21 protein-coding genes are annotated in these 22,339 nt (G+C 71.1%); 5 read left to right on the forward strand and 16 right to left on the reverse strand.

The window, feature by feature from the left end:
• Positions 1-67 precede the first annotated feature (67 nt).
• The 3 genes from DVH02_RS14040 to DVH02_RS14050 all read right to left on the reverse strand — a co-directional run bounded on the left by DVH02_RS14040 (position 68) and on the right by DVH02_RS14050 (position 4,517).
• Positions 68-2,857, reverse strand: a complete 2,790-nt coding sequence (locus tag DVH02_RS14040) for an ATP-binding protein (protein WP_114624142.1) — start codon at positions 2,855-2,857, stop codon at positions 68-70.
• 331 nt (positions 2,858-3,188) lie between these two features.
• Positions 3,189-3,512, reverse strand: a complete 324-nt coding sequence (locus tag DVH02_RS14045) for an STAS domain-containing protein (protein ID WP_114624143.1) — start codon at positions 3,510-3,512, stop codon at positions 3,189-3,191.
• A 156-nt stretch (positions 3,513-3,668) separates the two neighbouring features.
• Positions 3,669-4,517 carry a 3-hydroxyacyl-CoA dehydrogenase family protein gene (locus DVH02_RS14050; RefSeq protein ID WP_114624162.1) on the reverse strand — a complete coding sequence of 283 codons (849 nt, stop codon included), beginning with the start codon at positions 4,515-4,517 and terminating at the stop codon, positions 3,669-3,671.
• Between the two features lie 478 nt (positions 4,518-4,995).
• Here DVH02_RS14050 and DVH02_RS14055 point away from each other — a divergent pair, with 478 nt between their 5' ends.
• Positions 4,996-5,583: a cob(I)yrinic acid a,c-diamide adenosyltransferase gene (locus DVH02_RS14055; RefSeq protein WP_114624144.1), complete on the forward strand. Its 588-nt coding sequence runs from the start codon at positions 4,996-4,998 to the stop codon at positions 5,581-5,583.
• Positions 5,584-5,657: 74 nt separating this feature from the next.
• On the opposite strand, the gene DVH02_RS14060 is transcribed toward DVH02_RS14055, so the two are convergent.
• Positions 5,658-6,242 carry a hypothetical protein gene (locus tag DVH02_RS14060; protein ID WP_114624145.1) on the reverse strand — a complete coding sequence of 195 codons (585 nt, stop codon included), beginning with the start codon at positions 6,240-6,242 and terminating at the stop codon, positions 5,658-5,660.
• Between the two features lie 153 nt (positions 6,243-6,395).
• On the opposite strand from DVH02_RS14060, the gene DVH02_RS14065 reads away from it, so the two are divergent.
• From DVH02_RS14065 to DVH02_RS14075, 3 genes are all read left to right on the forward strand, one after another.
• Positions 6,396-7,688: a sensor histidine kinase gene (locus tag DVH02_RS14065; protein WP_407697623.1), complete on the forward strand. Its 1,293-nt coding sequence runs from the start codon at positions 6,396-6,398 to the stop codon at positions 7,686-7,688.
• A complete protein-coding gene (locus DVH02_RS14070; protein ID WP_114624147.1) occupies positions 7,685-8,335 on the forward strand; it encodes a response regulator in 651 nt (216 codons plus the stop codon). Before DVH02_RS14065 ends, DVH02_RS14070 begins: the two co-directional genes overlap by 4 nt.
• 127 nt (positions 8,336-8,462) lie before the next feature.
• Complete coding sequence (locus DVH02_RS14075) at positions 8,463-10,319, forward strand: glycoside hydrolase family 18 chitinase (RefSeq protein WP_114624148.1); 1,857 nt, start codon at positions 8,463-8,465, stop codon at positions 10,317-10,319.
• 69 nt (positions 10,320-10,388) lie between these two features.
• Here DVH02_RS14075 and DVH02_RS14080 read toward each other — a convergent pair whose 3' ends face one another.
• The 12 genes from DVH02_RS14080 to DVH02_RS14135 form a co-directional block, all read right to left on the reverse strand.
• Positions 10,389-10,835 (reverse strand): DUF2550 domain-containing protein, encoded by a 447-nt coding sequence (locus DVH02_RS14080; RefSeq protein WP_114624149.1) that lies wholly within the window; start codon positions 10,833-10,835, stop codon positions 10,389-10,391.
• Positions 10,836-10,960: 125 nt separating this feature from the next.
• The gene (locus DVH02_RS14085) at positions 10,961-11,335 is read right to left on the reverse strand and encodes a F0F1 ATP synthase subunit epsilon (protein WP_114624150.1); all 375 of its coding nucleotides are present in this window, start codon (positions 11,333-11,335) and stop codon (positions 10,961-10,963) included.
• Between the two features lie 122 nt (positions 11,336-11,457).
• Complete coding sequence (atpD, locus tag DVH02_RS14090) at positions 11,458-12,906, reverse strand: F0F1 ATP synthase subunit beta (protein WP_114624151.1); 1,449 nt, start codon at positions 12,904-12,906, stop codon at positions 11,458-11,460.
• On the reverse strand, positions 12,907-13,839 hold the full coding sequence (locus tag DVH02_RS14095; RefSeq protein WP_114624152.1) for a F0F1 ATP synthase subunit gamma: 933 nt from the start codon (positions 13,837-13,839) through the stop codon (positions 12,907-12,909).
• A gap of 20 nt (positions 13,840-13,859) precedes the next feature.
• Positions 13,860-15,455, reverse strand: coding sequence for a F0F1 ATP synthase subunit alpha (atpA, locus tag DVH02_RS14100; RefSeq protein ID WP_114624153.1), 1,596 nt, complete (start codon positions 15,453-15,455; stop codon positions 13,860-13,862).
• 196 nt (positions 15,456-15,651) lie between these two features.
• Positions 15,652-16,473 (reverse strand): F0F1 ATP synthase subunit delta, encoded by an 822-nt coding sequence (locus DVH02_RS14105; RefSeq protein ID WP_114624154.1) that lies wholly within the window; start codon positions 16,471-16,473, stop codon positions 15,652-15,654.
• Positions 16,470-17,015: a F0F1 ATP synthase subunit B gene (locus DVH02_RS14110; protein ID WP_114624155.1), complete on the reverse strand. Its 546-nt coding sequence runs from the start codon at positions 17,013-17,015 to the stop codon at positions 16,470-16,472. Before DVH02_RS14110 ends, DVH02_RS14105 begins: the two co-directional genes overlap by 4 nt.
• A gap of 43 nt (positions 17,016-17,058) precedes the next feature.
• Positions 17,059-17,292 (reverse strand): ATP synthase F0 subunit C, encoded by a 234-nt coding sequence (atpE, locus tag DVH02_RS14115; protein ID WP_114624156.1) that lies wholly within the window; start codon positions 17,290-17,292, stop codon positions 17,059-17,061.
• A gap of 82 nt (positions 17,293-17,374) precedes the next feature.
• Entirely contained in the window at positions 17,375-18,232 is an 858-nt protein-coding gene (atpB, locus tag DVH02_RS14120) for a F0F1 ATP synthase subunit A (protein ID WP_114624157.1), read from the reverse strand.
• A gap of 183 nt (positions 18,233-18,415) precedes the next feature.
• A complete protein-coding gene (locus DVH02_RS14125; RefSeq protein WP_114624158.1) occupies positions 18,416-18,853 on the reverse strand; it encodes a hypothetical protein in 438 nt (145 codons plus the stop codon).
• Positions 18,854-19,129: 276 nt separating this feature from the next.
• Positions 19,130-20,584: an MraY family glycosyltransferase gene (locus DVH02_RS14130; RefSeq protein WP_114624159.1), complete on the reverse strand. Its 1,455-nt coding sequence runs from the start codon at positions 20,582-20,584 to the stop codon at positions 19,130-19,132.
• 323 nt (positions 20,585-20,907) lie between these two features.
• On the reverse strand, positions 20,908-22,113 hold the full coding sequence (locus DVH02_RS14135; RefSeq protein WP_114624160.1) for a serine hydroxymethyltransferase: 1,206 nt from the start codon (positions 22,111-22,113) through the stop codon (positions 20,908-20,910).
• A gap of 111 nt (positions 22,114-22,224) precedes the next feature.
• Between DVH02_RS14135 and DVH02_RS36090 the strand changes: the two genes are divergently transcribed.
• On the forward strand, positions 22,225-22,339 hold a 115-nt coding region (locus DVH02_RS36090), incomplete at its 3' end, for a serine hydroxymethyltransferase (RefSeq protein ID WP_233518218.1).

Here is a 22,339-nt window from a genome sequence, read left to right on the forward strand (position 1 = left end):
CCCGTCGGCACCACGGACCACAGCGAAGGGCGGCCCCGCGGGGCCGCCCCTTTCGCGTACGGCGCGACTACAGCAGCGTCGCGTCGCCGGTGTACGGCTCGGCCGGGTCCGACGACGCGGCCGTCGTCGCGGGCTGCTCGTCCACGCTGACGGTGGCGCTCGGCATCGGGCCGCTCAGCGTCGTCTGGGGCGACGACGGCGGCGGGTCGGACTCCGTGTCCGTGGGCTCCTCGGACGGCTCGTCCGTGGGCTCGGTCGGCGGCTGGGAGACGGGGGACGAGGGGCCGGTCGGCGGCGGGGAGTGCGACGCCGAGGGCTCCGACGGAGTGCCCGTGGGCTCCTGCGGCTCGGACGGGGTCTCGTCGTCGGGTGAGGTGCCGTCGTCCGACGGGCTCTCGTCGGACGGGGACGCCGTCGCGGAGGGGCTCGCGCTGCCCGTGGGGTCCGGGGAGTCGGGGGCGCCGCCCCCTGTCCACGGCCCGCCGGGGTCGTTGTCCGTGTGGTCGGCGGGCTGCTCGGCGGGGGTGGTGTCCTCGCCGCTGTCCGGGTCCGCGGTCTGTTCCGTGTGGAGCTTGTCCGCCGGGGCGTCCTTGCCGCCGGAGGTGGCGCCCAGGGTCACCACCGTGCCCAGGACGGCGGCGAGTACGGCGCCCGCACCGGCCGCGACCAGGTTGCGCCGGGCGCCGCCGAACGCGGGGCGGCGGCGGCCGTGCGCGCCCGGTGTGCGGGAGACGACGGTGGCGGGCCCCCGCTCCTCGTGGCGGACCGGGTGCGCGACCGCCTCGGGGGCGCCGCCGCCGATGCCGATGCCCGGGGTGCCCATGCCGGGGGTGCCGGTGCCCGGGGTGCCGGGGGCGGCGCCCGGCAGCCCTGTGCCGTACGCCGGGTCCGCGCCGTACGCCGGGGCCGGTGTGACGGGCGCGGGCACCGGCGCTCCCGCGTACCGTACGGTCGGCGCCTCCGCGCCCAGTCGGCCCTCGCGGTCGGTGACCAGGGCCAGCGCCCGGCGTCCCGCGACGGTGCCGATCTTGTCGGCGACGGCGCCGCGCATCCCGATGGACGCCTCCAGCTCGGCGCGGGCCCGGTCGAGGTTGCCGAGGCAGAGCGCGAGGACGCCCAACTCGTGGTGGAAGTACGCCTCCTCGGCGACCTCACCGGCCAGCCGCGCCGCCTCGGACCCGGAGCGCAGGACGCGTTCCCAGGCGCCCCAGTGCAGCCCGGCCAGGAAGGCGGGCGCGGCGCTGCGCGCCAGCAGGACGGCGGCGCTGGGGTGGACGGTCTCCTCGCCGGGCACCAGCGGGCCCATCGCGGCCAGGATGGCGTCTGCCTCGGCGGAGACGCGCTCGGGGGTGACGGAGGGGTGCCCGGCCCACCAGCCGTAGTGCTGGGCGGCGGTGTGGGCGTGGGCGGTCGCGTCGTCCGCGTAGCCGTGGGCGGCCAGCTGCGCGGCGACGCCGGGGGCGAGCCGGTAGCGCGGGCCGACCGGCGTGAGCAGGCCGCAGCTCATGAGTTCGCCGAGGGCCGCGTCGGCGTGGGTGTCGCCGACCAGGGCCGGCAGATGGGCCTGGTGCGGGACCTCGCCGCCGAGCGCCACGGCGAACCGCAGGGTGGCGCGGGCCGCCTCGCTGAGCCGGGAGGCGAGCAGCGCGGCGGGCGCGGCGCCCTCGCCGAGGCTGGGCAGCGGAATGTCGTAGGCGTCGGCGCCCTCGCCGCTCTCGCGGGGGGTGTTGCCGCCGGTGACACGTTCGAAGGGGGTCGCGGAAGGGGCGTCCTGGGCGGGCTCTGCGGGGCGTTCGAAGGGCTCGAACTCGTCGGACGCCTCGGCTCCGGCGCGCAGCCGGTCGCGCTGGCGCAGCAGCGCGCCCGCCTGGACGAAGCGCAGCGGCAGCCCCTCGGACTCGAACCAGAGGTCGCCCGCCCAGTTGGCCTCCTCGTCGGTGAGCGCGCGTTCCACGACGCGCTCCAGCAGTTCGAGCGAGGAGCCCCGGCCGAGTCCGCCGAGCGGGACCTCCTCCAGGCGCGCGTCCGCCGAGGGCGGTTCGGTCTCGGGGGTGGCGGCCAGCAGGTAGGCGCATTCGGGGGTGGCGGCGAGGAGTCCGTCCAGCGCCTCGGCGCCGAGTTCCAGGTCGTCGAGGACGACGACCGCGGCGACGTCGCGGACGAGTTCGCGCAGCGCGGTGCGGTCGGGCCGTACGAGCGGGGCGTGGTGGACGGCCGCGTACAGCTCGTGGAGCAGCTCGGTGGTGGTGCGGCGGTGTCCGCAGAGGCGCACGACGCCGTCGGGCGCGAGGTCCGCGCAGTCGGCCGCGACGGCTTCGAGCAGCGCGGTGCGGCCGGAGCCGGGCGCTCCGGTGAGGCGTACGGACCGGCCGCGGCCCAGGAGTTCGGTCAGCCGCGCGCGCTCCTCGCCGCGTTCGAGCAGCGGCAGCGCGGGCGCGGCGGGGCCCGGCGGTACGGGCGGGCGGCCCGCGCGCTGGAGCGCGGCGCGCTCCTCGGCGGTGCGCCGGGCGGGCGTGGCGGCGCGGTGGCCGGGCGGGCAGTGTTCGATCTCGCTGCCGTCGACGGGGTTGACGGTCAGCAGGAGGTCGCCCGCGATGAGCTGGACGGTGCGCGCGGGCGGCGGGGTGAGGGGGCCGGCGCCCTTGATGTGCGCGACGGCGCCCGAGGAGGCGGTGACGGTCTCGGGGCGCGCGGGTGTGTGCGCGGGCGCGGGTGGTGCCGCGTCGCGCGGTGTGCCGTGCGGCGTGGCCTCCGTCGCGCCACGCGCCACGGCCGCGCTGTCGCCGGGGTGTTCGCCACCGCCGTCGCGTGCTGTGTCGTGACCGTACTCTTCCGGTCCCCGGTGTATCGGGTCCATGGTGAAAGCCCCCCAGATCGTGGCGTGCCGTTGCCCCCGGCCTCACACGCCCATCTGTCGCTTCTGGTCCGGTGCCTGCTCTTCGGGTCGGTCAATGCGCAGACGGCCGAACCCTAGACCTCGGACCAGTATCTACGATCGGCCGGGGTGGCACCCAGTCCAAGACATCACGGTCTTATGAGGATTGCGTGATGTGACCGGTCCGGACCGCGATGTCCGGTGCGGCCGGACCGCGATGTCCGGTGCGGCCGGACCGCGATGTCCGGTGCGGCCGGACCGCGATGTCCGGTGCGGCCGGACCGCGATGTCCGGTGCGGCCGGACCGCGCAGGTCAGACCCGAGGAAGCGATTCAGCGGCGATGCCGCCCTCGATGGCGAGGATGCGGTGCAGCCGGGTGGCCACCAGCAGACGCTGCATCTGCGGGGGGACACCCCTCAGCACAAGCCTCCGGCCGCACCGCCCCGCGCGTCGGTGGGCTCCCATGATGACGCCGAGTCCGGTGGCGTCCCAGGAGTCCAGTCCGGTCAGGTCGAGCACCAGGTCGCCGACTCCGTCGTCGACGGCCGAGTGCAGGACCGTACGGGCGTCCGCCGCGCTGCGGACGTCGAGGCGGCCCCCGACGACCAGCTCGGCGTGGTCGCCCCTGATGTGCATATGCGCTCCCCGAGAGTGCTTTTCCGTGCTCGGTGCCTGAATCCGTCTTTTCCGTACTTTCAACAACTGACTGCCCGACGGCCGCGGAAGTTGCCGTTCGTGAGCGAACCGATACCGAATTCACCCGGTGGGGTGAGGAAAAACGAGCGGTGCGGCTCAGTGCTCGTAGAACCCCTGCCCGCTCTTGCGTCCGATGTCACCCGCGTCCACCATCCGGCGCATCAGCTCCGGCGGGGCGAACTTCTCGTCCTGGGACTCGGCGTAGATGTTGCCGGCCGCGTGGAGGAGGATGTCGACACCGGTCAGGTCGGCGGTGGCGAGCGGGCCCATCGCGTGCCCGAAGCCCAGTTGGCAGGCGATGTCGATGTCCTCGGCGGACGCGACGCCCGACTCGTGGAGCTTGACGGCCTCGACGACGAGCGCGGAGATCAGCCGGGTCGTGACGAACCCCGCGACGTCGCGGTTGACGACGATACAGGTCTTGCCCACCGACTCCGCGAACCGCCTTGCGGTGGCCAGCGTTTCGTCGCTGGTCTTGTAGCCGCGCACCAGCTCGCAGAGCCGCATCATCGGCACGGGCGAGAAGAAGTGCGTCCCCACCACCCGGTCGGGGCGCTCGGTCACGGCCGCGATCTTGGTGATGGGGATGGCGGAGGTGTTGGAGGCGAGGACCGCGTCGTCCCGTACGAGCTTGTCGAGCGCGCGGAAGATCTCGTGCTTGACGTCGAGCTTCTCGAAGACGGCCTCGACGACGATGTCGGCGTCGGCCACGGCGTCCAGATCGGTGGTCGTGGTGATCCGGGACAGCGCGGTGTCGGCGTCGGCCTCCTCCAGCTTGCCCTTCGCGACGAATCTGCCGTACGAGGTCCTGATCCCGTCCATCCCCCTGGCCAGCGCGGCATCGGTGACGTCCCGCAGGACGACGTCCCAGCCCGCCTGGGCCGAGACCTGCGCGATACCCGACCCCATGAGTCCGGCTCCGACGACGGCGAGCTTCCCGGCCACGACGCACCCCACGATTCTCGAACGGCTTTTGTTCAGCATTGACGTCTGTTTTACGTTTCCGTGCTGTGCCGGAGGTTAGCGGTCGTGGACGGCCGTGTGAGGGTGAAGAGATGCGCGTCACGTCTCACATGACGGACATCACACCGCGGGGGCCGATCAGGCGTCGCGCACGGCGTACTTGAGCGCCGTGCCGCCGAGGACGCCCGCCATGTCGTCGAGCGGCGCGAGGGCTTCGCGCGCGACCCGGCGCGGCTCCCGGTTCGGCTCACGGCCCGGCTCCCGGTTCGGCTCCTGGCCCGCGAGTTCCGGCGGCCGATCCGCCCGTCAGGGCCCGGCGCGCCGGATCAAGGCCCGGTGCACACACGCGAGCTGACCGGGCGCCAGAGCGGGCGGCGTGTCGGCCTCTTCCGCGCCGGTCTCCTCGCGACGCGGGGGCCGGTCGAGGCCCGCCCGCACCGCCACGTCCTACCCTGGCGGCATGGTCAATCTGACGCGCATCTACACCCGCACCGGCGACAAGGGCACCACCGCCCTCGGCGACATGAGCCGGACCGCCAAGACCGACGTGCGGATCGCCGCCTACGCCGACGCCAACGAGGCCAACGCCGTCATCGGTACCGCGATCGCGCTGGGGCAGCTCGCCCCGGAGGTCGTCAAGGTGCTGGTGCGGGTGCAGAACGATCTCTTCGACGTGGGCGCGGACCTCTCCACGCCGGTCGTAACGGATCCGGCGCTGGTGAAAAACGCGGCTCCGCCGCTGCGGGTCGAGCAGTCCTACATCGACAAGCTGGAGGGCGACTGCGACCACTTCCTGGAGACGCTGGACAAGCTGCGCAGCTTCATCCTCCCCGGCGGCACCCCGGGCGCCGCGCTGCTGCACCAGGCGTGCACGGTCGTACGCCAGGCCGAGCGCTCGACCTGGGCGGCCTTCGAGGCGCACGGCGACTCCATGAACCCGCTGACCGCCACGTACCTCAACCGTCTCTCCGACCTCCTGTTCATCCTGGCCCGCGTGGCGAACAAGGAGGTCGGGGACGTGCTGTGGGTCCCGGGCGGCGAGCGCTGAGCGGCCCGGCCACCGGGCCCCGTCACCGGCCCTCCCGTCACCGACCCCCGTCAGCGCCCCGTCACCGGCCCCCGTCAACGCCTTGTCAGCGGCGTGGAATCCTCCACTGGAGCCGGTGCGCCGTCCCTCGGGGGCTTCTTGCGCCAGAGCAGATACGACAGCGCGACGACGGCGTGGACACCGGCGGCCCGGACCGCGGTCAGCTGCCAGTCGGCCAGCGGCCCGGTCCTGGCCGCGTCGCCCACGTACCCGATCGCGAGCTGGAGGAGCGCGACGGCGATCGCCGCCGCCACCACCGTGCGCAGCCACAGCCCGCCCTCGTGGCGGGCGCGGGCCCTTCCGTAGCGCGGCGGCCCGGCCGGGGGCGGGCCGTCGGCGAAGCGGTGCGCGAAGCGCGCGTCGGCCCGCTTGACCAGGTAGTGGCCGTAGCCGACGGTGAAACCGATGTAGAGCGCGGCCAGGCCGTGTTTCCAGTCCGGCTGCGCGCCGTTCTTGAGGTCGACGACCGTGACCGTCAGCAGGACGACCTCCAGCAGCGGTTCGAGCAGCAGGACCGCCGCGCCGAGGCGCTCCCGCCGCGCCAGGTAGCGCAGGGCCAGTCCGGCGGCCAGCAGCACCCAGAAGCCGACCTCGCAGATGACGATCAGTGTGACGATCACAGCGTCGCTCCTTTCCTCTTCCCCTCCAGGCTCCCGTCCGCGCGTACGCGTCACGTCGTCGCCGGTGACGAGATGTGACTGCATCCTTCGATGGAGCGGGCGCTCCCCCGTGGTGCGGACGCCGGGCCGGGATCCGCCGTGTTGGATGGTGCCGTGACCATCACAGCCCACTCCCTCCGGCCGCACCGTGACGATGTGCTGCTCGCCGCCGCGGGACTGGTGGGCGGGGTGGCGCTGTGGGCCGCCGGGGTCGGGACCCAGGGCGTCCGGGTCCTGCTGCCCGGGGCGTGGGTGCTGGCGCCGCTGGCCGTCATGGCCGGTCTCGAACTGCTGCGCAGGACGAGGCCGGGGACCGTTCTGCCGGTCGGCACGGTGGCGCTGATCGCCCATCAGTTCACGACGGGCAGCCTGGCGACGATTCTGCTGTACACCGACCTCGTGTACGCGGCGGTGCTGTACGGGAGCCCCGCCGCGGCCCGCCGGATCCCCTGGATCACCGGGCTGGTCACGGTGGGGGCCGCGATCGGGCTCACCGCCTGGCTCCAGAGGGCGGACGGTCTGCTGCTCGGCCTGGCGATCGGTCTGGTCTGCTTCCTGCCCGCCGTCACCGGGGTCCAGGTCAGGGGCCACCGGGACGCCGCCGAGACGGCGCGGCTGCGGACCGGGCAGATCGCGCTGCTGGCCGAGATGGACCGCGCCCAGGCCGTGACCGCCGAGCGCGCCCGGATGGCCCGCGAGCTGCACGACCTGGTCGCCAACCACCTCTCCGCGATCGCGATCCACTCGACCGCCGCGCTCTCGCTGGACGACGCGCGCACCACCCGCGAGGCGCTCGGCGTCATCCGGGAGAACAGCGTCGACGGGCTCGCCGAGATGCGCCGGCTGATCGGGCTGCTGCGCGCGGGCGACGACGAGGAGGGCCTGCGGCCGGCCGCGGCCCCGGACCTCGCCGCCCTGGACACGCTGCTGGAACAGGCCCGCGCGAACGGCGCCTCCAGCGGGCTCCGCTTCACCCTCGACGACCGGCGCGGCACGCCGACGGCGCTGCCCGCGCCGGTCGAGCTGGCCGCGTACCGCGTCGTCCAGGAGTCGCTGACCAACGCGCTCAAGCACGCGGCCCCCGGCACCGTCGCCGTCGAACTGGGCCGCTCCGGGCACGCGTTGACCGTACGGGTGGGCAACCCGTACGGAGCCGGTCCCGGCCCGCGCGCACCGGGCTCGGGCGCCGGTCTGATCGGGATGCGCGAGCGGGTCGCGCTGCTGGACGGGGTGTTCGAGGCGGGCCCGGCCGCCGCCGGGCCCGACGGCGTGCGCAGGTGGGTGGTACGGGCCGAGCTGCCCGTACCACGGGGCCCCGGCCGCACGGGAAAGACCGGCACGGGCCAGACCGGCACAGGACAGACCGGCGCCGGGGAGAGCGACACGCGAGGGAGCGGTACGTCATGACGATCCGGGTGCTGGTCGCCGAGGACCAGTCGGCGGTACGGGCGGGGCTGGTGCTGATCCTGCGCGCCGCCCCGGGCATCGAGGTCGTCGGCCAGGCGGCGGACGGCGAGGAGGCGCTCGCGCTGGCCCGGGAGCTGCGCCCGGACCTGGTGCTGATGGATGTGCGGATGCCGCGCCTGGACGGGGTGTCGGCGACCCGCGTGGTGGTCGCCGAGGGGCTGGCCGATGTGCTCGTGCTGACCACGTTCGACCTGGACGAGTACGTCTTCGGCGCGCTGCGGGCGGGCGCGGCCGGGTTCCTGCTGAAGGACGCGGAGGCCGGGGAGCTGCTCACGGCGGTGCGCACGGTGGCGCGCGGCGAGGGGCTGATCGCCCCGGCCGTGACCCGCAGGCTGATCGCGGAGTTCGCCGCGCCCACCCGCGTACGGCCGCGGGACGCGGCGCCGCACGCGGCGCTCGGCACCCTGACGCGCCGGGAGCGCGAGGTGCTGTCCTGTCTGGGCGAGGGGCTGTCGAACGCGGAGATCGCCGGGCGGCTGGAGATGGCGGAGGCGACGGTGAAGACCCATGTGAGCAGGCTGCTGGGGAAGCTGGAGCTGCGCAGCCGGGTACAAGCGGCGGTGCTCGCGCAGGAGTTGGGTATCTGACCGGGATCGGCCGCTTTGGTCTGGACCTATTGACGGGTGGTCCAGACCTTTCTACTCTCACCGCACACACCACGATGAGAGCCGTCGCGGGGTGTGCCTTCCCCCACCTCACCTCTGAGGAGCACGCGTGAAGACCCGACTCGCCTCCCCCAGACCGCGTTTCAGACACAGAACCGTCGCCGGGCTGACCGCCCTGCTCCTGCCGTTCGCGGCGCTCGTCGCCCTCGCCACCCCCGCCCAGGCCGCCGATTCGGCGACCGCGACCTACACCAAGGTCTCCGACTGGGGCACGGGCTTCGAGGGCAAGTGGACGGTGAAGAACACCGGCACCACGAGCGTCTCCACCTGGACCGTGGAGTGGGACTTCCCCTCCGGCACGGCCGTCACCTCCGGCTGGGACGCCGACATCACCGGCTCGGGCAACCACTGGACCGCGAAGAACAAGAGCTGGAACGGCACGCTCGCCCCCGGCGCCTCCCTCAGCTTCGGCTTCAACGGCAGCGGCGCCGGATCACCGTCCGGCTGCAAGATCAACGGCGGCTCGTGCGACGGCGGCCCCAGCCAGCCCGGCGACAACCCGCCCTCCGCGCCCGGCACCCCGACCGCGAGCGACATCACCAACACCTCGGTCAAACTGACCTGGACCGCCGCCACCAGCACCAAGGGCATCAAGAACTACGACGTGCTGCGCGGCGGCGCCAAGATCGCCACGGTCACCGGGACGACGTACACCGACACCGGTCTGAGCGCCGGCACGGACTACTCGTACACCGTCCAGGCCCGCGACACCGCCGAGGTGACGGGCCCGGTCAGCGGCGCCCGTACGGTACGCACCACCGGCGGCGGCACCGACCCGGGCCCCGGCACGGGCGGCAAGGTCAAGCTCGGCTACTTCACCGAGTGGGGCGTCTACGACCGCAATTACCACGTCAAGAACCTGGTGACCTCCGGCTCCGCGAGCAAGATCACCCACATCAACTACTCCTTCGGCAACGTCACCGGCGGCAAGTGCGCCATGGGCGACAGCTACGCGGCGACCGACAAGGCGTACACCGCCGACCAGTCCGTCGACGGCGTCGCCGACACCTGGGACCAGCCGCTGCGCGGCAACTTCAACCAGCTGCGCAAGCTCAAGGCGAAGTACCCGGGCATCAAGGTGCTGTGGTCCTTCGGCGGCTGGACCTGGTCCGGCGGCTTCGGCCAGGCCGTACAGAACCCGACCGCCTTCGCGCAGTCCTGCTACGACCTGGTGAAGGACCCGCGCTGGGCCGATGTCTTCGACGGCGTCGACCTGGACTGGGAGTACCCGAACGCCTGCGGCCTGTCCTGCGACACCAGCGGTCCCGCGGCGTTCAAGAACATGATGCAGGCCATGCGCGCCAAGTTCGGTACGGGCAGCCTGGTCACGGCGGCGGTCACGGCGGACGCCTCGTCCGGCGGCAAGATCGACAAGGTGGACTACGCGGGCGCCGCGCAGTACATGGACTGGTTCAACGTCATGACGTACGACTTCTTCGGCGCCTTCGCCGCCCAGGGCCCGACGGCCCCGCACTCCCCGCTCACCTCGTACCCGGGCATCCCGCAGGCGGGCTTCAACTCCGCCGACGCGATCGCCAAGTTCAAGGCGCAGGGCGTGCCGGCCAAGAAGCTGCTGCTCGGCATCGGCTTCTACGGGCGCGGCTGGACCGGCGTGACCCAGGCGACGCCGGGCGGCACCGCCACCGGCGCCGCGCCCGGGACGTACGAGGCGGGGATCGAGGACTACAAGGTCCTGAAGAACACCTGCCCGCCCACCGGCACCATCGCGGGCACCTCCTACGCCAAGTGCGGATCGAACTGGTGGAGCTACGACACCCCGGCCACCATCACGTCGAAGATGGCGTGGGCCAACCAGCAGAGCCTCGGCGGAGCCTTCTTCTGGGACTTCACCGGTGACACGGCCAACGGCGAGCTGGTGAGCGCGATCAACAGCGGCCTCGGGTAACCGGCGCCACGCACACGGGAGGGGCGGTGCCCGCGGGCGCCGCCCCTTCTCGATGCCGTACGCCGCCCCTCAGGCCACGTTCACGCGCTGTCCGGGCGGCGCCGCCTCCAGCCAGGCCAGGAAGCCGGTGAGGGCGTCGTCGCTCATCGCCAGCTCCAGCCGGACGCCGCCGTGCGTACAGCCCAGGATGACCGCGTCGGAGAGCAGCGCCAGCTCCTCCTCGCCCTCGGGCGCCCGCCGGGCCAGCACCTCGATCGCCGAGCGCTCCAGGGTGCGGCGCGGGCGCGGGGCGTAGGAGAAGACCCGGAACCAGTTGATCCGGTCGCTGTTGTAGCGGGCCACGCCGTACACCCAGCCCTTGCCGGACAGGTCGGGCTCCTCCGGCACGTTCCAGCGCAGACTGCAGTCGAAGGTGCCGCCCGAACGCTGAATCAGCCGCCGTCGCAGCCCGAAGACGAAGAGCCCCACCGCAACCAGTACGACGACCAGTCCGCAGACAAGCAGAGCGAGGACCATCAACACCGACCTCCTCGCCTCATCCAGTACCGGAACAAACCGCAGCCGCATCGCCTCAGCCGCGACCCGGTCCGGAGGGTTCCGGAACGAGCCGCGGCTGAGGGTGAATCCGTGGTGGCAGCCCCTTATCGGGCCGCCACCGCACGCAGTCGGACGTCGGCACGGCGCCCAGCGGCGTCGTCGTCACCCGATTTCGCGCGGTCCAGCGCACGCTCGGCGCGCTGGGGGTCGATCTCGTCCGCCAGCTCGGCGGTCTCCGCCAGCAGCGAAAGCTTGTTGTCGGCGAACGAGAGGAAACCACCGTGTACGGCGGCCACCACCGTTCCGCCGTCGCTCGTACGAATGGTCACCGGGCCAGACTCCAGCACACCGAGCAGCGGCTGGTGACCGGGCATGACACCGATGTCGCCGGACGTGATGCGCGCGACGACGAGAGTGGCCTCACCGGACCAGACCCTGCGGTCCGCGGCGACCAGCTCGACATGCAGCTCAGCAGCCATGGGTGGCTCCTCGGGTCACCACCCGGCCGTATCGCCGGGTGTTGGCTTCAATTCTATGGGGTGTCGATGGGAGCGTCGGACGGGGGGCGGGCAAACCCGCCCCCCGTCCTGAGCCGACCGGCTCAGGAGACGCCCAGCTCCTTGGCGCTGGCCTTGAGGTCGTCCAGGCCACCGCACATGAAGAACGCCTGCTCGGGGAAGTGGTCGTAGTCCCCGTCGATGATCGCGTTGAACGCGGCGATCGACTCGTCCAGCGGTACGTCGGAACCGTCCAGACCGGTGAACTGCTTGGCGGCGTGGGTGTTCTGCGACAGGAAGCGCTCGACGCGACGGGCCCGGCTGACGACGAGCTTGTCCTCCTCGCCCAGCTCGTCGATACCGAGGATCGCGATGATGTCCTGGAGGTCCTTGTACTTCTGCAGGATCCCCTTGACGCGGCTGGCCGCGTTGTAGTGGTCCTGCGAGATGTAGCGCGGGTCCAGGATGCGGGACGTCGAGTCCAGCGGGTCCACCGCCGGGTAGATGCCCTTCTCCGAGATCGGACGCGACAGCACGGTCGTCGCGTCGAGGTGCGCGAAGGTCGTGGCCGGGGCCGGGTCGGTCAGGTCGTCCGCCGGCACGTAGATCGCCTGCATCGAGGTGATCGAGTGACCGCGGGTCGAGGTGATGCGCTCCTGGAGCACACCCATCTCGTCCGCCAGGGTCGGCTGGTAACCCACCGCGGACGGCATACGGCCGAGCAGCGTGGAGACCTCGGAACCGGCCTGGGTGAAGCGGAAGATGTTGTCGATGAAGAGCAGCACGTCCTGCTTCTGCACATCGCGGAAGTACTCCGCCATGGTCAGCGCGGAGAGCGCGACCCGCAGACGCGTGCCCGGCGGCTCGTCCATCTGGCCGAAGACCAGCGCGGTCTTGTCCAGAACGCCCGAGTCGGTCATCTCGTCGATGAGGTCGTTGCCCTCACGGGTGCGCTCACCCACACCGGCGAAGACGGAAACACCGTCGTGCAGCTTGGCCACACGCATGATCATTTCCTGGATGAGGACCGTCTTGCCGACGCCCGCACCACCGAACAGACCGATCTTGCCGCCCTTGACGTACGGGGTCAGCAGGTCGACGACCTTCAGGCCGGTCTCGAACATCTCGGTCTTCGACTCGAGCTGGTCGAAGGCCGGGGCCTTGCGGTGGATCGGCCAGCGCTCGGTGATCTGCGCCTCGGCCTCCGGCTCGTTCAGGATCTGACCGAGGGTGTTGAACACCTTGCCCTTGGTCACGTCCCCGACGGGCACGGTGATACCGGCGCCCGTGTTGACGACCGGGGCCTGGCGGACCAGACCGTCGGTCGGCTGCATCGAGACGGCACGGACCACGCCCTCGCCCAGGTGCTGGGCGACTTCGAGGGTCAGCGTCTTGAGCTTGCCGTCCTCGGCGGGGTCAGCCACCTCGACGTGCAGCGCGTTGTAGATCTCCGGCATCGCGTCGACGGGGAACTCCACGTCGACGACCGGGCCGATGACCCGGGCGACGCGGCCCGTGGCTGCGGCCACAGCGTTCTCGGTAGTCGTCGTCATTTACCTGTCACTCCCCGCGGTCGCGTCGGCCAGGGCGCTGGCGCCACCGACGATCTCGCTGATTTCCTGGGTGATTTCGGCCTGGCGGGCCGCGTTGGCGAGCCGGGAGAGGCTCTTGATGAGATCCCCGGCGTTGTCGGTCGCCGACTTCATCGCGCGGCGGGTGGCAGCGTGCTTGGAAGCGGCGGCCTGGAGCAGCGCGTTGTAGATACGGCTCTCGATGTAGCGCGGCAGCAGGGCGTCGAGGACGTCCTCCGCCGACGGCTCGAAGTCGAACAGCGGCCGGACCTCGCCACCGCGCTTGAAGACCTCGGCCGACTCCTCCGCGCTGCTCGGCGCGATGGTGAGCGGCAGCAGCCGCCGCTCGACCGGCGTCTGCGTCATCATCGAGACGAACTCGGTGAAGACGATGTGGATCTCGTCCACCCCGCCGGCCGCCGTGTCCTTGGTGATCGCCTCGATGAGCGGGGCGGCCACCACCTTCGCGTCGGCGTAGGTCGGGTTGTCGGTGAAGCCCGTCCAGGAGTCCGTGACCGGGCGGTCGCGGAAGCCGTAGTAGGCCAGGCCCTTGCGACCCACGATGTAGGTCACGACGTCCTTGCGCTCACTGCTCAGCTGGCTGGTGAGATGCTCGGCAGCCTTGATGGCGTTCGAGGAGTAGCCCCCGGCCAGACCGCGGTCGCTCGTGATGAGCAGGACCGCGGCCCGGGTCGGGTTCTCGACCTCGGTGGTCAGGGCGTGCTTGGTGGTGGAGCTGGTGGCCACCGACGTCACCGCGCGGGTGAGTTCGGTCGCGTACGGCTCCGACGCCGCCACCTGGCGCTGCGCCTTGACGATGCGCGAGGCGGCGATCATCTCCATCGCCTTGGTGATCTTCTTGGTCGCGGTGACGGATTTGATGCGACGCTTGTAGACCCGGAGCTGGGCTCCCATGAGTCAGGTCCCTTCCGTCGTCACTTGGAGACGTTGGCGGCCGGGGCGTCGTCTCCGAGGAGCTGGCCGTCCGAGGTCTCGAACTGCTGCTTGAAGGCGGCGATGGCGTCCCCGATGGCCTGGATCGTGTCGTCGTTCATCTTGCCGCCCTCGGCGATGCCGGTCAGCAGCTCCTTGCGCTCGCGGCGCAGGTGCTCCAGCAGCTCGCTCTCGAAGCGGCGGATGTCCTCGACCGGGACGTCGTCCAGCTTGCCGGTGGTGCCGGCCCAGACGGAGACGACCTGCTCCTCCATCGGGAACGGGGCGTACTGCGGCTGCTTCAGCAGCTCGACCAGACGCTTGCCGCGCTCCAGCGACGCCTTGGAGGTGGCGTCCAGGTCGGAACCGAAGGACGCGAACGCCTCCAGCTCGCGGTACTGGGCGAGGTCCACGCGCAGTCGGCCGGAGACCTGCTTCATGGCCTTGTGCTGGGCGGAGCCACCGACACGGGAGACCGAGATACCGACGTTCAGCGCGGGCCGCTGGCCGGCGTTGAACAGGTCGGACTCCAGGAAGCACTGGCCGTCGGTGATGGAGATGACGTTGGTCGGGATGAACGCCGACACGTCGTTCGCCTTGGTCTCGACGATCGGCAGACCGGTCATCGAACCGGCGCCCAGCTCGTCGGAGAGCTTGGCGCAGCGCTCCAGCAGACGCGAGTGCAGGTAGAAGACGTCGCCCGGGTAGGCCTCACGGCCCGGCGGGCGGCGCAGCAGCAGGGACACGGCGCGGTAGGCGTCGGCCTGCTTCGAGAGGTCGTCGAAGATGATCAGGACGTGCTTGCCCTGGTACATCCAGTGCTGGCCGATGGCCGAGCCGGTGTACGGCGCCAGGTACTTGAAGCCGGCCGGGTCGGACGCGGGGGCGGCGACGATGGTCGTGTACTCCAGCGCGCCGGCCTCTTCCAGCGCACCGCGTACGGACGCGATGGTGGAGCCCTTCTGGCCGATGGCGACGTAGATGCAGCGGACCTGCTTGTTCACGTCGCCCGAGCGCCAGTTGTCGCGCTGGTTGATGATCGTGTCGACGGCCAGCGCGGTCTTGCCGGTCTGCCGGTCGCCGATGATCAGCTGACGCTGACCGCGGCCGATCGGCACCATGGCGTCGACGGCCTTGTAGCCGGTCTGCATCGGCTCGTGGACCGACTTGCGGACCATGACGCCGGGAGCCTGCAGCTCCAGGGCGCGCCGGTCCTCGGTCGCGATCTCGCCGAGGCCGTCGATCGGGTTGCCGAGCGGGTCGACGACACGGCCGAGGTAGCCCTCGCCGACCGCCACGGAGAGGACTTCGCCGGTACGGGTGACCGACTGTCCCTCCTCGATACCGCTGAACTCGCCGAGGACGATCGAACCGATCTCGCGCTCTTCGAGGTTGAGGGCGAGACCGAGGGTGCCGTCCTCGAACTTCAGCAGTTCGTTCGCCATGGCCGAGGGGAGTCCCTCGATCCTGGCGATACCGTCTCCGGCCACGCTGACCGTACCGACCTCCTCGCGCGAGGCCGCGTCCGGCTTGTACGACTGGACAAAGTTCTCCAGCGCATCCCGGATCTCCTCCGGCCGGATCGTGAGCTCCGCCATCTGGGTTCCCTGCTCTCCTTGTTGGGCCCGAAGTTTCTTTGGGGGTCTGCCATGTTCCGGGGTCGGCCCCCAGAAAAATCTTCTGCAGTCTCTGCACGGCCCAACCGGGCCGCTGGTCTTGCTCTGTATCTGTTGCCGGCGCCGGCCGGTCGCCCGGCTGGTGCCGGCGGCTGTCCGTCGGGCAGTCGGGCTGCCGTCAGCCGGCCAGCCGCCGCTGCGCCTCTTCGAGGCGGGCCACGACCGTGCCGTTGATGATCTCGTCGCCGACCCGCACGGTGATCCCGCCGAGGACCTCGGGGTCCACGTCCAGGTTCAGGTGCATGGTGTGCCCGTAGAGCTTCGCCAGAGCGGCGCCGAGACGCTGCTTCTGTACGTCGGTGAGCGGCACCGCCGAGGTGACCACGGCCACCCTGCGGTCCCGGCTCGCGGCCGCGAGCCGGGAGAGGGTCTGGAGACCCGCTTCCAGGCTACGTCCACGGGGCCGGGTCACAAGGCGCACTACCAGACGCTCGGTGACCGGATTCGACCGGCCGCCGAGCAGGCTGTTCAGCAGCTCGGTCTTGGCGGGGACCGTCGCCGACCGGTCGGTCAGCGCGGCACGCAGGCCGGTGCTGGACTCGACGATCCGGCCGAACCGGAACACCTCGTCCTCGACCTCGTCCAGCGTGCCGGCCCGCTGCGCGGCGGTCAGGTCGGCGACGGCCGCCAGCTCCTCCACCGCGTCGACCAGGTCGCGCGGACCCGACCAGCGGGCCCGGACCATGCCGGAGACCAGGTCGGCGGTGGTGCCGCTGACCTGTCCCGCCAGCAGCTGCCCGGCCAGCTCCGCCTTGGACTCACCGGTCCGCGCGGGGTCGGTGAGGACCCTGCGCAGCGACACCTCGCGGTCGAGCAGCGCGGTGACGGCGGCCAGCTCCTCCGCGAGCTTCGCCGCGTCGGCCGACGTGGAGTCGGTCAGCGCGTCGAGACGCTCGCGGGCGGCGGCGAAGGCCGCGCGGCTCGCTCCGTGGGCAGTCACCGGCTCGCCTCGGCCTTCACGGCGCCGTCCTCGAGTTCGTCGAGGAAGCGGTCGATGGTGCGGCTCTGCCGGGCGCTGTCCTCGAGGGACTCGCCGACGAGCTTGCCGGCCAGGTCGGTGGCGAGCTTGCCCACGTCCTGACGGAGCGAGCTGGCGGCGGCCTTGCGGTCGGCCTCGATCTGGGCATGGCCGGCGGCGATGATCTCCTCGCGCTGCCGCTGGCCTTCCGCCTTCATCTCCTGGATGATCGCGGTGCCCTGCTCGGTCGCCTCCTGGCGGAGACGCGCGGCCTCGTGCCGGGCTTCGGCGAGCTGGGCCTTGTACTGCTCAAGGACGCTCTGCGCCTCGATCTGAGCCGCTTCGGCCTTCTCGATACCGCCTTCGATCGCCGCGTGACGCTCGTCCAGGGCCTTGTTGATGGCCGGGAGGAGCTTCTTGGCGAAGACGAAGTAGATAATGCCGAAACAGATCAGACCGATGACGACCTCGGGCCAGACCGGGAGCAGCGGACTCTGCGGCTCCGTGGATGCCAGGTACATCATGGTGGACCTTTCGTCGGAAACGGCTGTGTCCGGACCGTCAGTGTTACTTGACGATGAACGGGACGACGAAGCCGATCAGGGCGAGGGCCTCGACGACCGCGAAGCCGAGCAGCATGTTCTGACGGATCAGGCCGGCCGCCTCGGGCTGACGGGCGATCGCCTGGACACCGTTGCCGAAGATGATGCCGACGCCGATACCGGGGCCGATCGCGGCGAGGCCGTAACCAATGGTGCCGATGTTGCCGGTGATGGCCGCGGTGGTCTCGAGAGCAGACATTGCGTGGTTCCTTCTCTTGGTGGGCCGGTGGGTGGTTGGTCCACCGGACGATGTGGGGTTCCGCGAGGCGAGCCCGTGGGACTCAGTGGGCCTCTTCGAGCGCCTGGGAGAGGTAGGTGGCGGTCAGCACGGTGAACACGTACGCCTGGAGCGCCTGGATGAACATCTCGAAGACCGTGAGCACGAGAGTCAGCGCGAAGGACGCGGTGGCGTAGACGGTGCCGAGCAGCGTGCCGAGCATGTACCAGGTGGCGGTCGTGAAGATCAGGATCAGCACGTGGCCGGCGAACATGTTCGCGAACAGTCGGACGGCGAGCGTGAACGGCCGCACGAAAATGTTCGAGACGAACTCGATCGGGGTCAGGATGAAGTAGATCGGCTTCGGCAGCCCGGCCGGGACGCACAGGTTCCGGATACCGCCGACGAACCCGTTGGTCTTGAAGGTCACCGTCATGTAGGTGACCCAGACCACGATCGCCAGGCCCGCCGGGAAGGCGATCACCGAGCTGACCGGGAACTGGGCGAGCGGGATCAGGGCCCAGAGGTTCAGCATCCAGACGAAGAAGAACAGCGAGACGAGCAGCGGGATGAAGGGCTCGGCCTTCTTGCCGATGACCTCACGGCCGATGCCGCGCCGGACGAAGTCGTACAGCACCTCGGCGACCATCTGCGTCTTGCCGGGCACGACCTTCGGCTTGGCGAACGCCAGCCAGAAGAAGCCCATGATCAGGATCGAACCGATGACGGCCAGCAGCATCGGCTTGTTGATTTCCACCGGGCCGACTGTGGCGATCGGTTCGAAGATGAACGACCACACGCTCGGTCCCTCGAAACCACACCCCTTGAAGAGGTGGCAGTCGGTCTCGAAGGCGAGCACCTGCGTCGGGTCAGCACTCACCGGGGGCTCCTTCAGCGTGGCGCATAGGTACGGCAACCTCATGGTGTCGGCGCGGCGCGCAGCCACGATTCGGCACTGGACTGGTGAAACGGATGTGGGGACGACGGACGGGCGATGAGCCTCGCGTGAGGACAGGCGTCAGCTCGGATGCCCGCGTCCGCAATGCCGCAGTTGGCACCGGACGATAGCAGGGTCCCGAACAGGCACTTATCCCGGCCCTACCTCTCACGCCGAAGATCCGCTCTTCCCGGCCTGCTCGGCCGTGGCGGACTCGGGTTCGACGTAGAGGGTCTTGGCTGTCATGTACGCACGAGCCTGGGCCGCGATCCACACGAGGACCGCCGCGACCAGCGTGAACGCGAAAGCCTTGGGGTTGAACAGGGTGGTGTCCTTGACCGCCGCCATGAAGACGAACAGCAGGAGCAACTGCGTGGTGTAGAGCAGCAATCCCATCCCCTGGAACAGATGCGGCATTGACTTCGCGATGCGTTCGAGCACCACGAGGCCGATCCCCATGAAGACGATCACCACCGCCGTACCGATGACGGCACCCAACGCCCCCTTGCCACCCGCGACCACTCCACTGATCACAGCGGCGACCGCACCGACGGCGGCGGTGGGCACAACGGTGTGAAGGAGGGTCCGGACGTCGTTGGTCGGCATGGCGGCAGCTCCGCTGAACTGGGTGGGGCAGATGGTGTCGTCATGGACGAGCGTAAGGCCCGGTCCGAGAGGAGATTTCTCGGGCCAACGGACCGTCGCTCCAAGGTCCTTCGGCTCCGTCGCCGGGCTTAGTGAACAGTATCACAAACTATTTGATGAGGTCTTTACCATGACGGTGTGCTTACTGTCACACGTGAGAGTTAGCGCGCGCGTGTGTGCAGGACAGCGCGTCGCCTTGTCTGGTATTGCGACTCGATGTGAAAAATGACCCACCGGTCATCGACGGGAACCAGCCTTCCGGGGATCAGTCGAACGCGAACGAGCGCCGAGAGCGGTCGCCCCGTTGACGCCGGCGGGAACAGGTGTACGGTCGCACGCCTCGCCCGCCCCTGCGGGCTCCGGGGCCTCCCCCGGCTCCCGCGCCCCCTCCGAGGGCGCTCCGGACGCCTCGGCGGCGGCGTCGTCCGGCGCCGGAGCGGCCGTGTCGGCGGCCTCCTGGACGGCGGCCTCCTGGCCCGCGGCCTCCTCCTGGCCTTCCCGCCCCTGCGCGCCGTCCCCGCGGTCGCGCCGCCGGTAGCGCGGCGGCACGAAGGACTGCGCCCACAGCGGCGCCCTGGGGGTGAAGCGCGGCAGCAGCAGGAGCACCAGGCCCACCGCGCTCAGCCCGACGACGACGAAGACGATCCACATGGACGCCGAGTGCACCGAGTACGCCACGACACCGAACGCGATCAGCGCCGACCAGAAGTACATGATCAGTACGGACCTGCTGTGCGAGTGCCCGATCTCCAGCAGCCGGTGGTGCAGATGGCCCCGGTCGGCGGCGAACGGGGACTTGCCGTTCCAGGCCCGCCGCACGACGGCGAGCACCAGGTCGGTGAAGGGGATCGCGATGATCGTCAGGGGCAGCAGCAGCGGGATGAAGACGGGCAGCGCGGCGTGGGTGGCCTGCCGGGTCGAACCCTCGAAGATCTTCAGCGCGTCCGGGTCCACCTGACCCGTCACGGAGATCGCGCCCGCCGCCAGCACCAGTCCGATCAGCATCGATCCCGAGTCGCCCATGAAGATCCGGGCGGGGTGCATGTTGTGCGGCAGGAAGCCCACGCACATGCCCATCAGGATGGCCGCGAACAGGGTGGCGGGGGCGGCGGCCTCGATGCCGTAGCCGTACCACATCCGGTACGCGTACAGGAAGAACGCCGCGGAGGCGATGCAGACCATCCCGGCGGCGAGGCCGTCGAGACCGTCCACGAAGTTGACCGCGTTGATCGTGATCACGACCAGCGCCACGGTCAGCAGGGTGCCCTGGCCGGAGGTCAGCGAGACCGTACCGACGCCGGGGACCGGGATCCACAGGATCGTCAGACCCTGCATCACCATCACACCGGCGGCGATCATCTGCGCGCCGAGCTTGATCAGGGCGTCCAGTTCGAACTTGTCGTCCAGAACGCCGATCAGCCAGATCAGCGCGGCTCCGGAGAGCAGCGCGCGCGGCTCGTTCGACAGCTCGAAGACCCCGTTGAGGTTCTGGAGGTTGTCGGCGACGAGCAGTCCGGCGCACAGGCCGAAGAACATGGCGATGCCGCCGAGTCTCGGCGTCGGTTCGCGGTGAACGTCACGGGCGCGGATCTCCGGCATCGCGCCGGTCGCGATGGCGAACTTCCGCACCGGGCCGGTCAGCAGATAGGTCACCGCAGCCGTCACGCAGAGCGTCAGCAGGTAATCACGCACGGGCTGCCCCACAGGAATCGCTGGCCATCTCAGCCCCACACCCTAGACGAGTAAGTCCGAAGTAGCGTCGTCCGCCCCTTGGGGGCGGGCGGGGAGGTGCCAGGTGCGTGCAGCCGCAAGGCGGAGGAGGGAAGCGACGCGGAGCGTCGTTGACCGACGACAACGCCGCGGATGTGCGTGCATGGCGCCTCCCCGCAGACGGGACTTCGGACTTACTCGTCCAGCCCGCGCGGGGGCGGCGAGTGGCAACGGAGTCGGCATATGGGCAAGGACACCTGGGTAGGCCGGTTGGTTGCACCGCTCTCCCTCCACCGGCCTTTCCGTCAGGAAAGCCACGCATACGGCGGAAACATGCCCACCAGTTCCCGTACGTCTTCCCGCACGTCGGCGCGGCCCCTGCGCGCCCCGTCAGCGCCCTCCCGCAGCACGGAGGCCATCGTGTGCCCGATCCACTCCATCTCGGCCTCTCGCATGCCCTGAGTGGTCACGGCGGCGGTCCCCAGCCGGATGCCGCGCCCCTCCCCGTACGGCAGGGCGCAGGTGTCCAGCACCAGACCCGCCGCGGCGAGCCGGCCGCGCGCCGCCCTGCCGTCCGCGCCCAGCGGCGCGGTATCGGCGGTGATCAGGTGCGTGTCCGTACCGTCCGTGGTGACGCGCACACCCTCCGCCGCCAAGGTGCGGGCCAGTGCGCGGGCGTTGGCGACGACCTGGTGCGCGTAGCCGCCGAAGGCGGGTCCCGCCGCCTCGCCGAAGGCCACGGCCTTGGCGGCGATGGTGTGCATCTGGGCGCCGCCCTGCGTGAACGGGAACACGGCGCGGTCCACCCGCTCCGCGTACCGCCCGCCGCACAGGATCAGCCCGCCGCGCGGCCCCCGCAGCACCTTGTGCGTCGTCGCACACACGACATCCGCGTACGGCACGGGGCTGGGCGCCGCTCCCCCTGCCACCAGCCCGATCGGGTGGGCCGCGTCCGCGATCAGATAGGCGCCCGCCTCGTCGGCGATCTCCCGGAACGCCGCGTAGTCGACGTGGCGCGGATACGAGATCGATCCGCAGACGATCGCCTTGGGCCGCCGCTCCCGCGCCAGCGCACGCACCTGGGCGTAGTCGATCAGCCCGCTCCCGGGGTCCACGCCGTACCCGACGAAGTCGAACCAGCGGCCGGAGAAGTTGGCCGGCGATCCATGGGTGAGATGGCCGCCGTACCGCAGCCCCATCGCCAGCACCGTGTCCCCGGGCCGCAGCAGCGCCGCGTAGGCCGCGAGCACGGCCGACGAGCCGGAGTGCGGCTGCACATTGGCGTGCTCGGCGCCGAACAGCGCCTTCGCCCGCTCGACCGCGATCCCCTCGGCCACGTCCACCAGCGCGCAGCCGCCGTGATGGCGGGCGCCGGGGTAGCCCTCGGCGTACTTGTTGGCCAGCGGCGAGCCGAGGGCGGCGAGCACGGCGGGCGAGGTGAAGTTCTCGGCGGCGATGAGCTGCAGGCTGTCGCACTGCCGACGCGCCTCCCCGAGGATCACCTCGGCCATCTCGGGATCCTGGCGGCGGAGTGCGTCGAAGGGGCGGTCGGCGCGGGCGGCGCCGGGGGCGCCGCCCGCGCCGACCGCCCCTTCGCCGCACCCCGCCGCCCGGCTCCCGCGCTGGCCGAGGCGATCCTCGGGGAGGCGCGTCGGCAGTGCGCCAGCCTGCAGCTCATCGCCGCCGCGAACTTCACCTCGCCCGCCGTGCTCGCCGCCGTCGGCTCGCCGCTGGCCA

The sequence above is a fragment of the Streptomyces corynorhini genome (assembly GCF_003346515.1).
GTDB lineage: Bacteria > Actinomycetota > Actinomycetes > Streptomycetales > Streptomycetaceae > Streptomyces > Streptomyces corynorhini.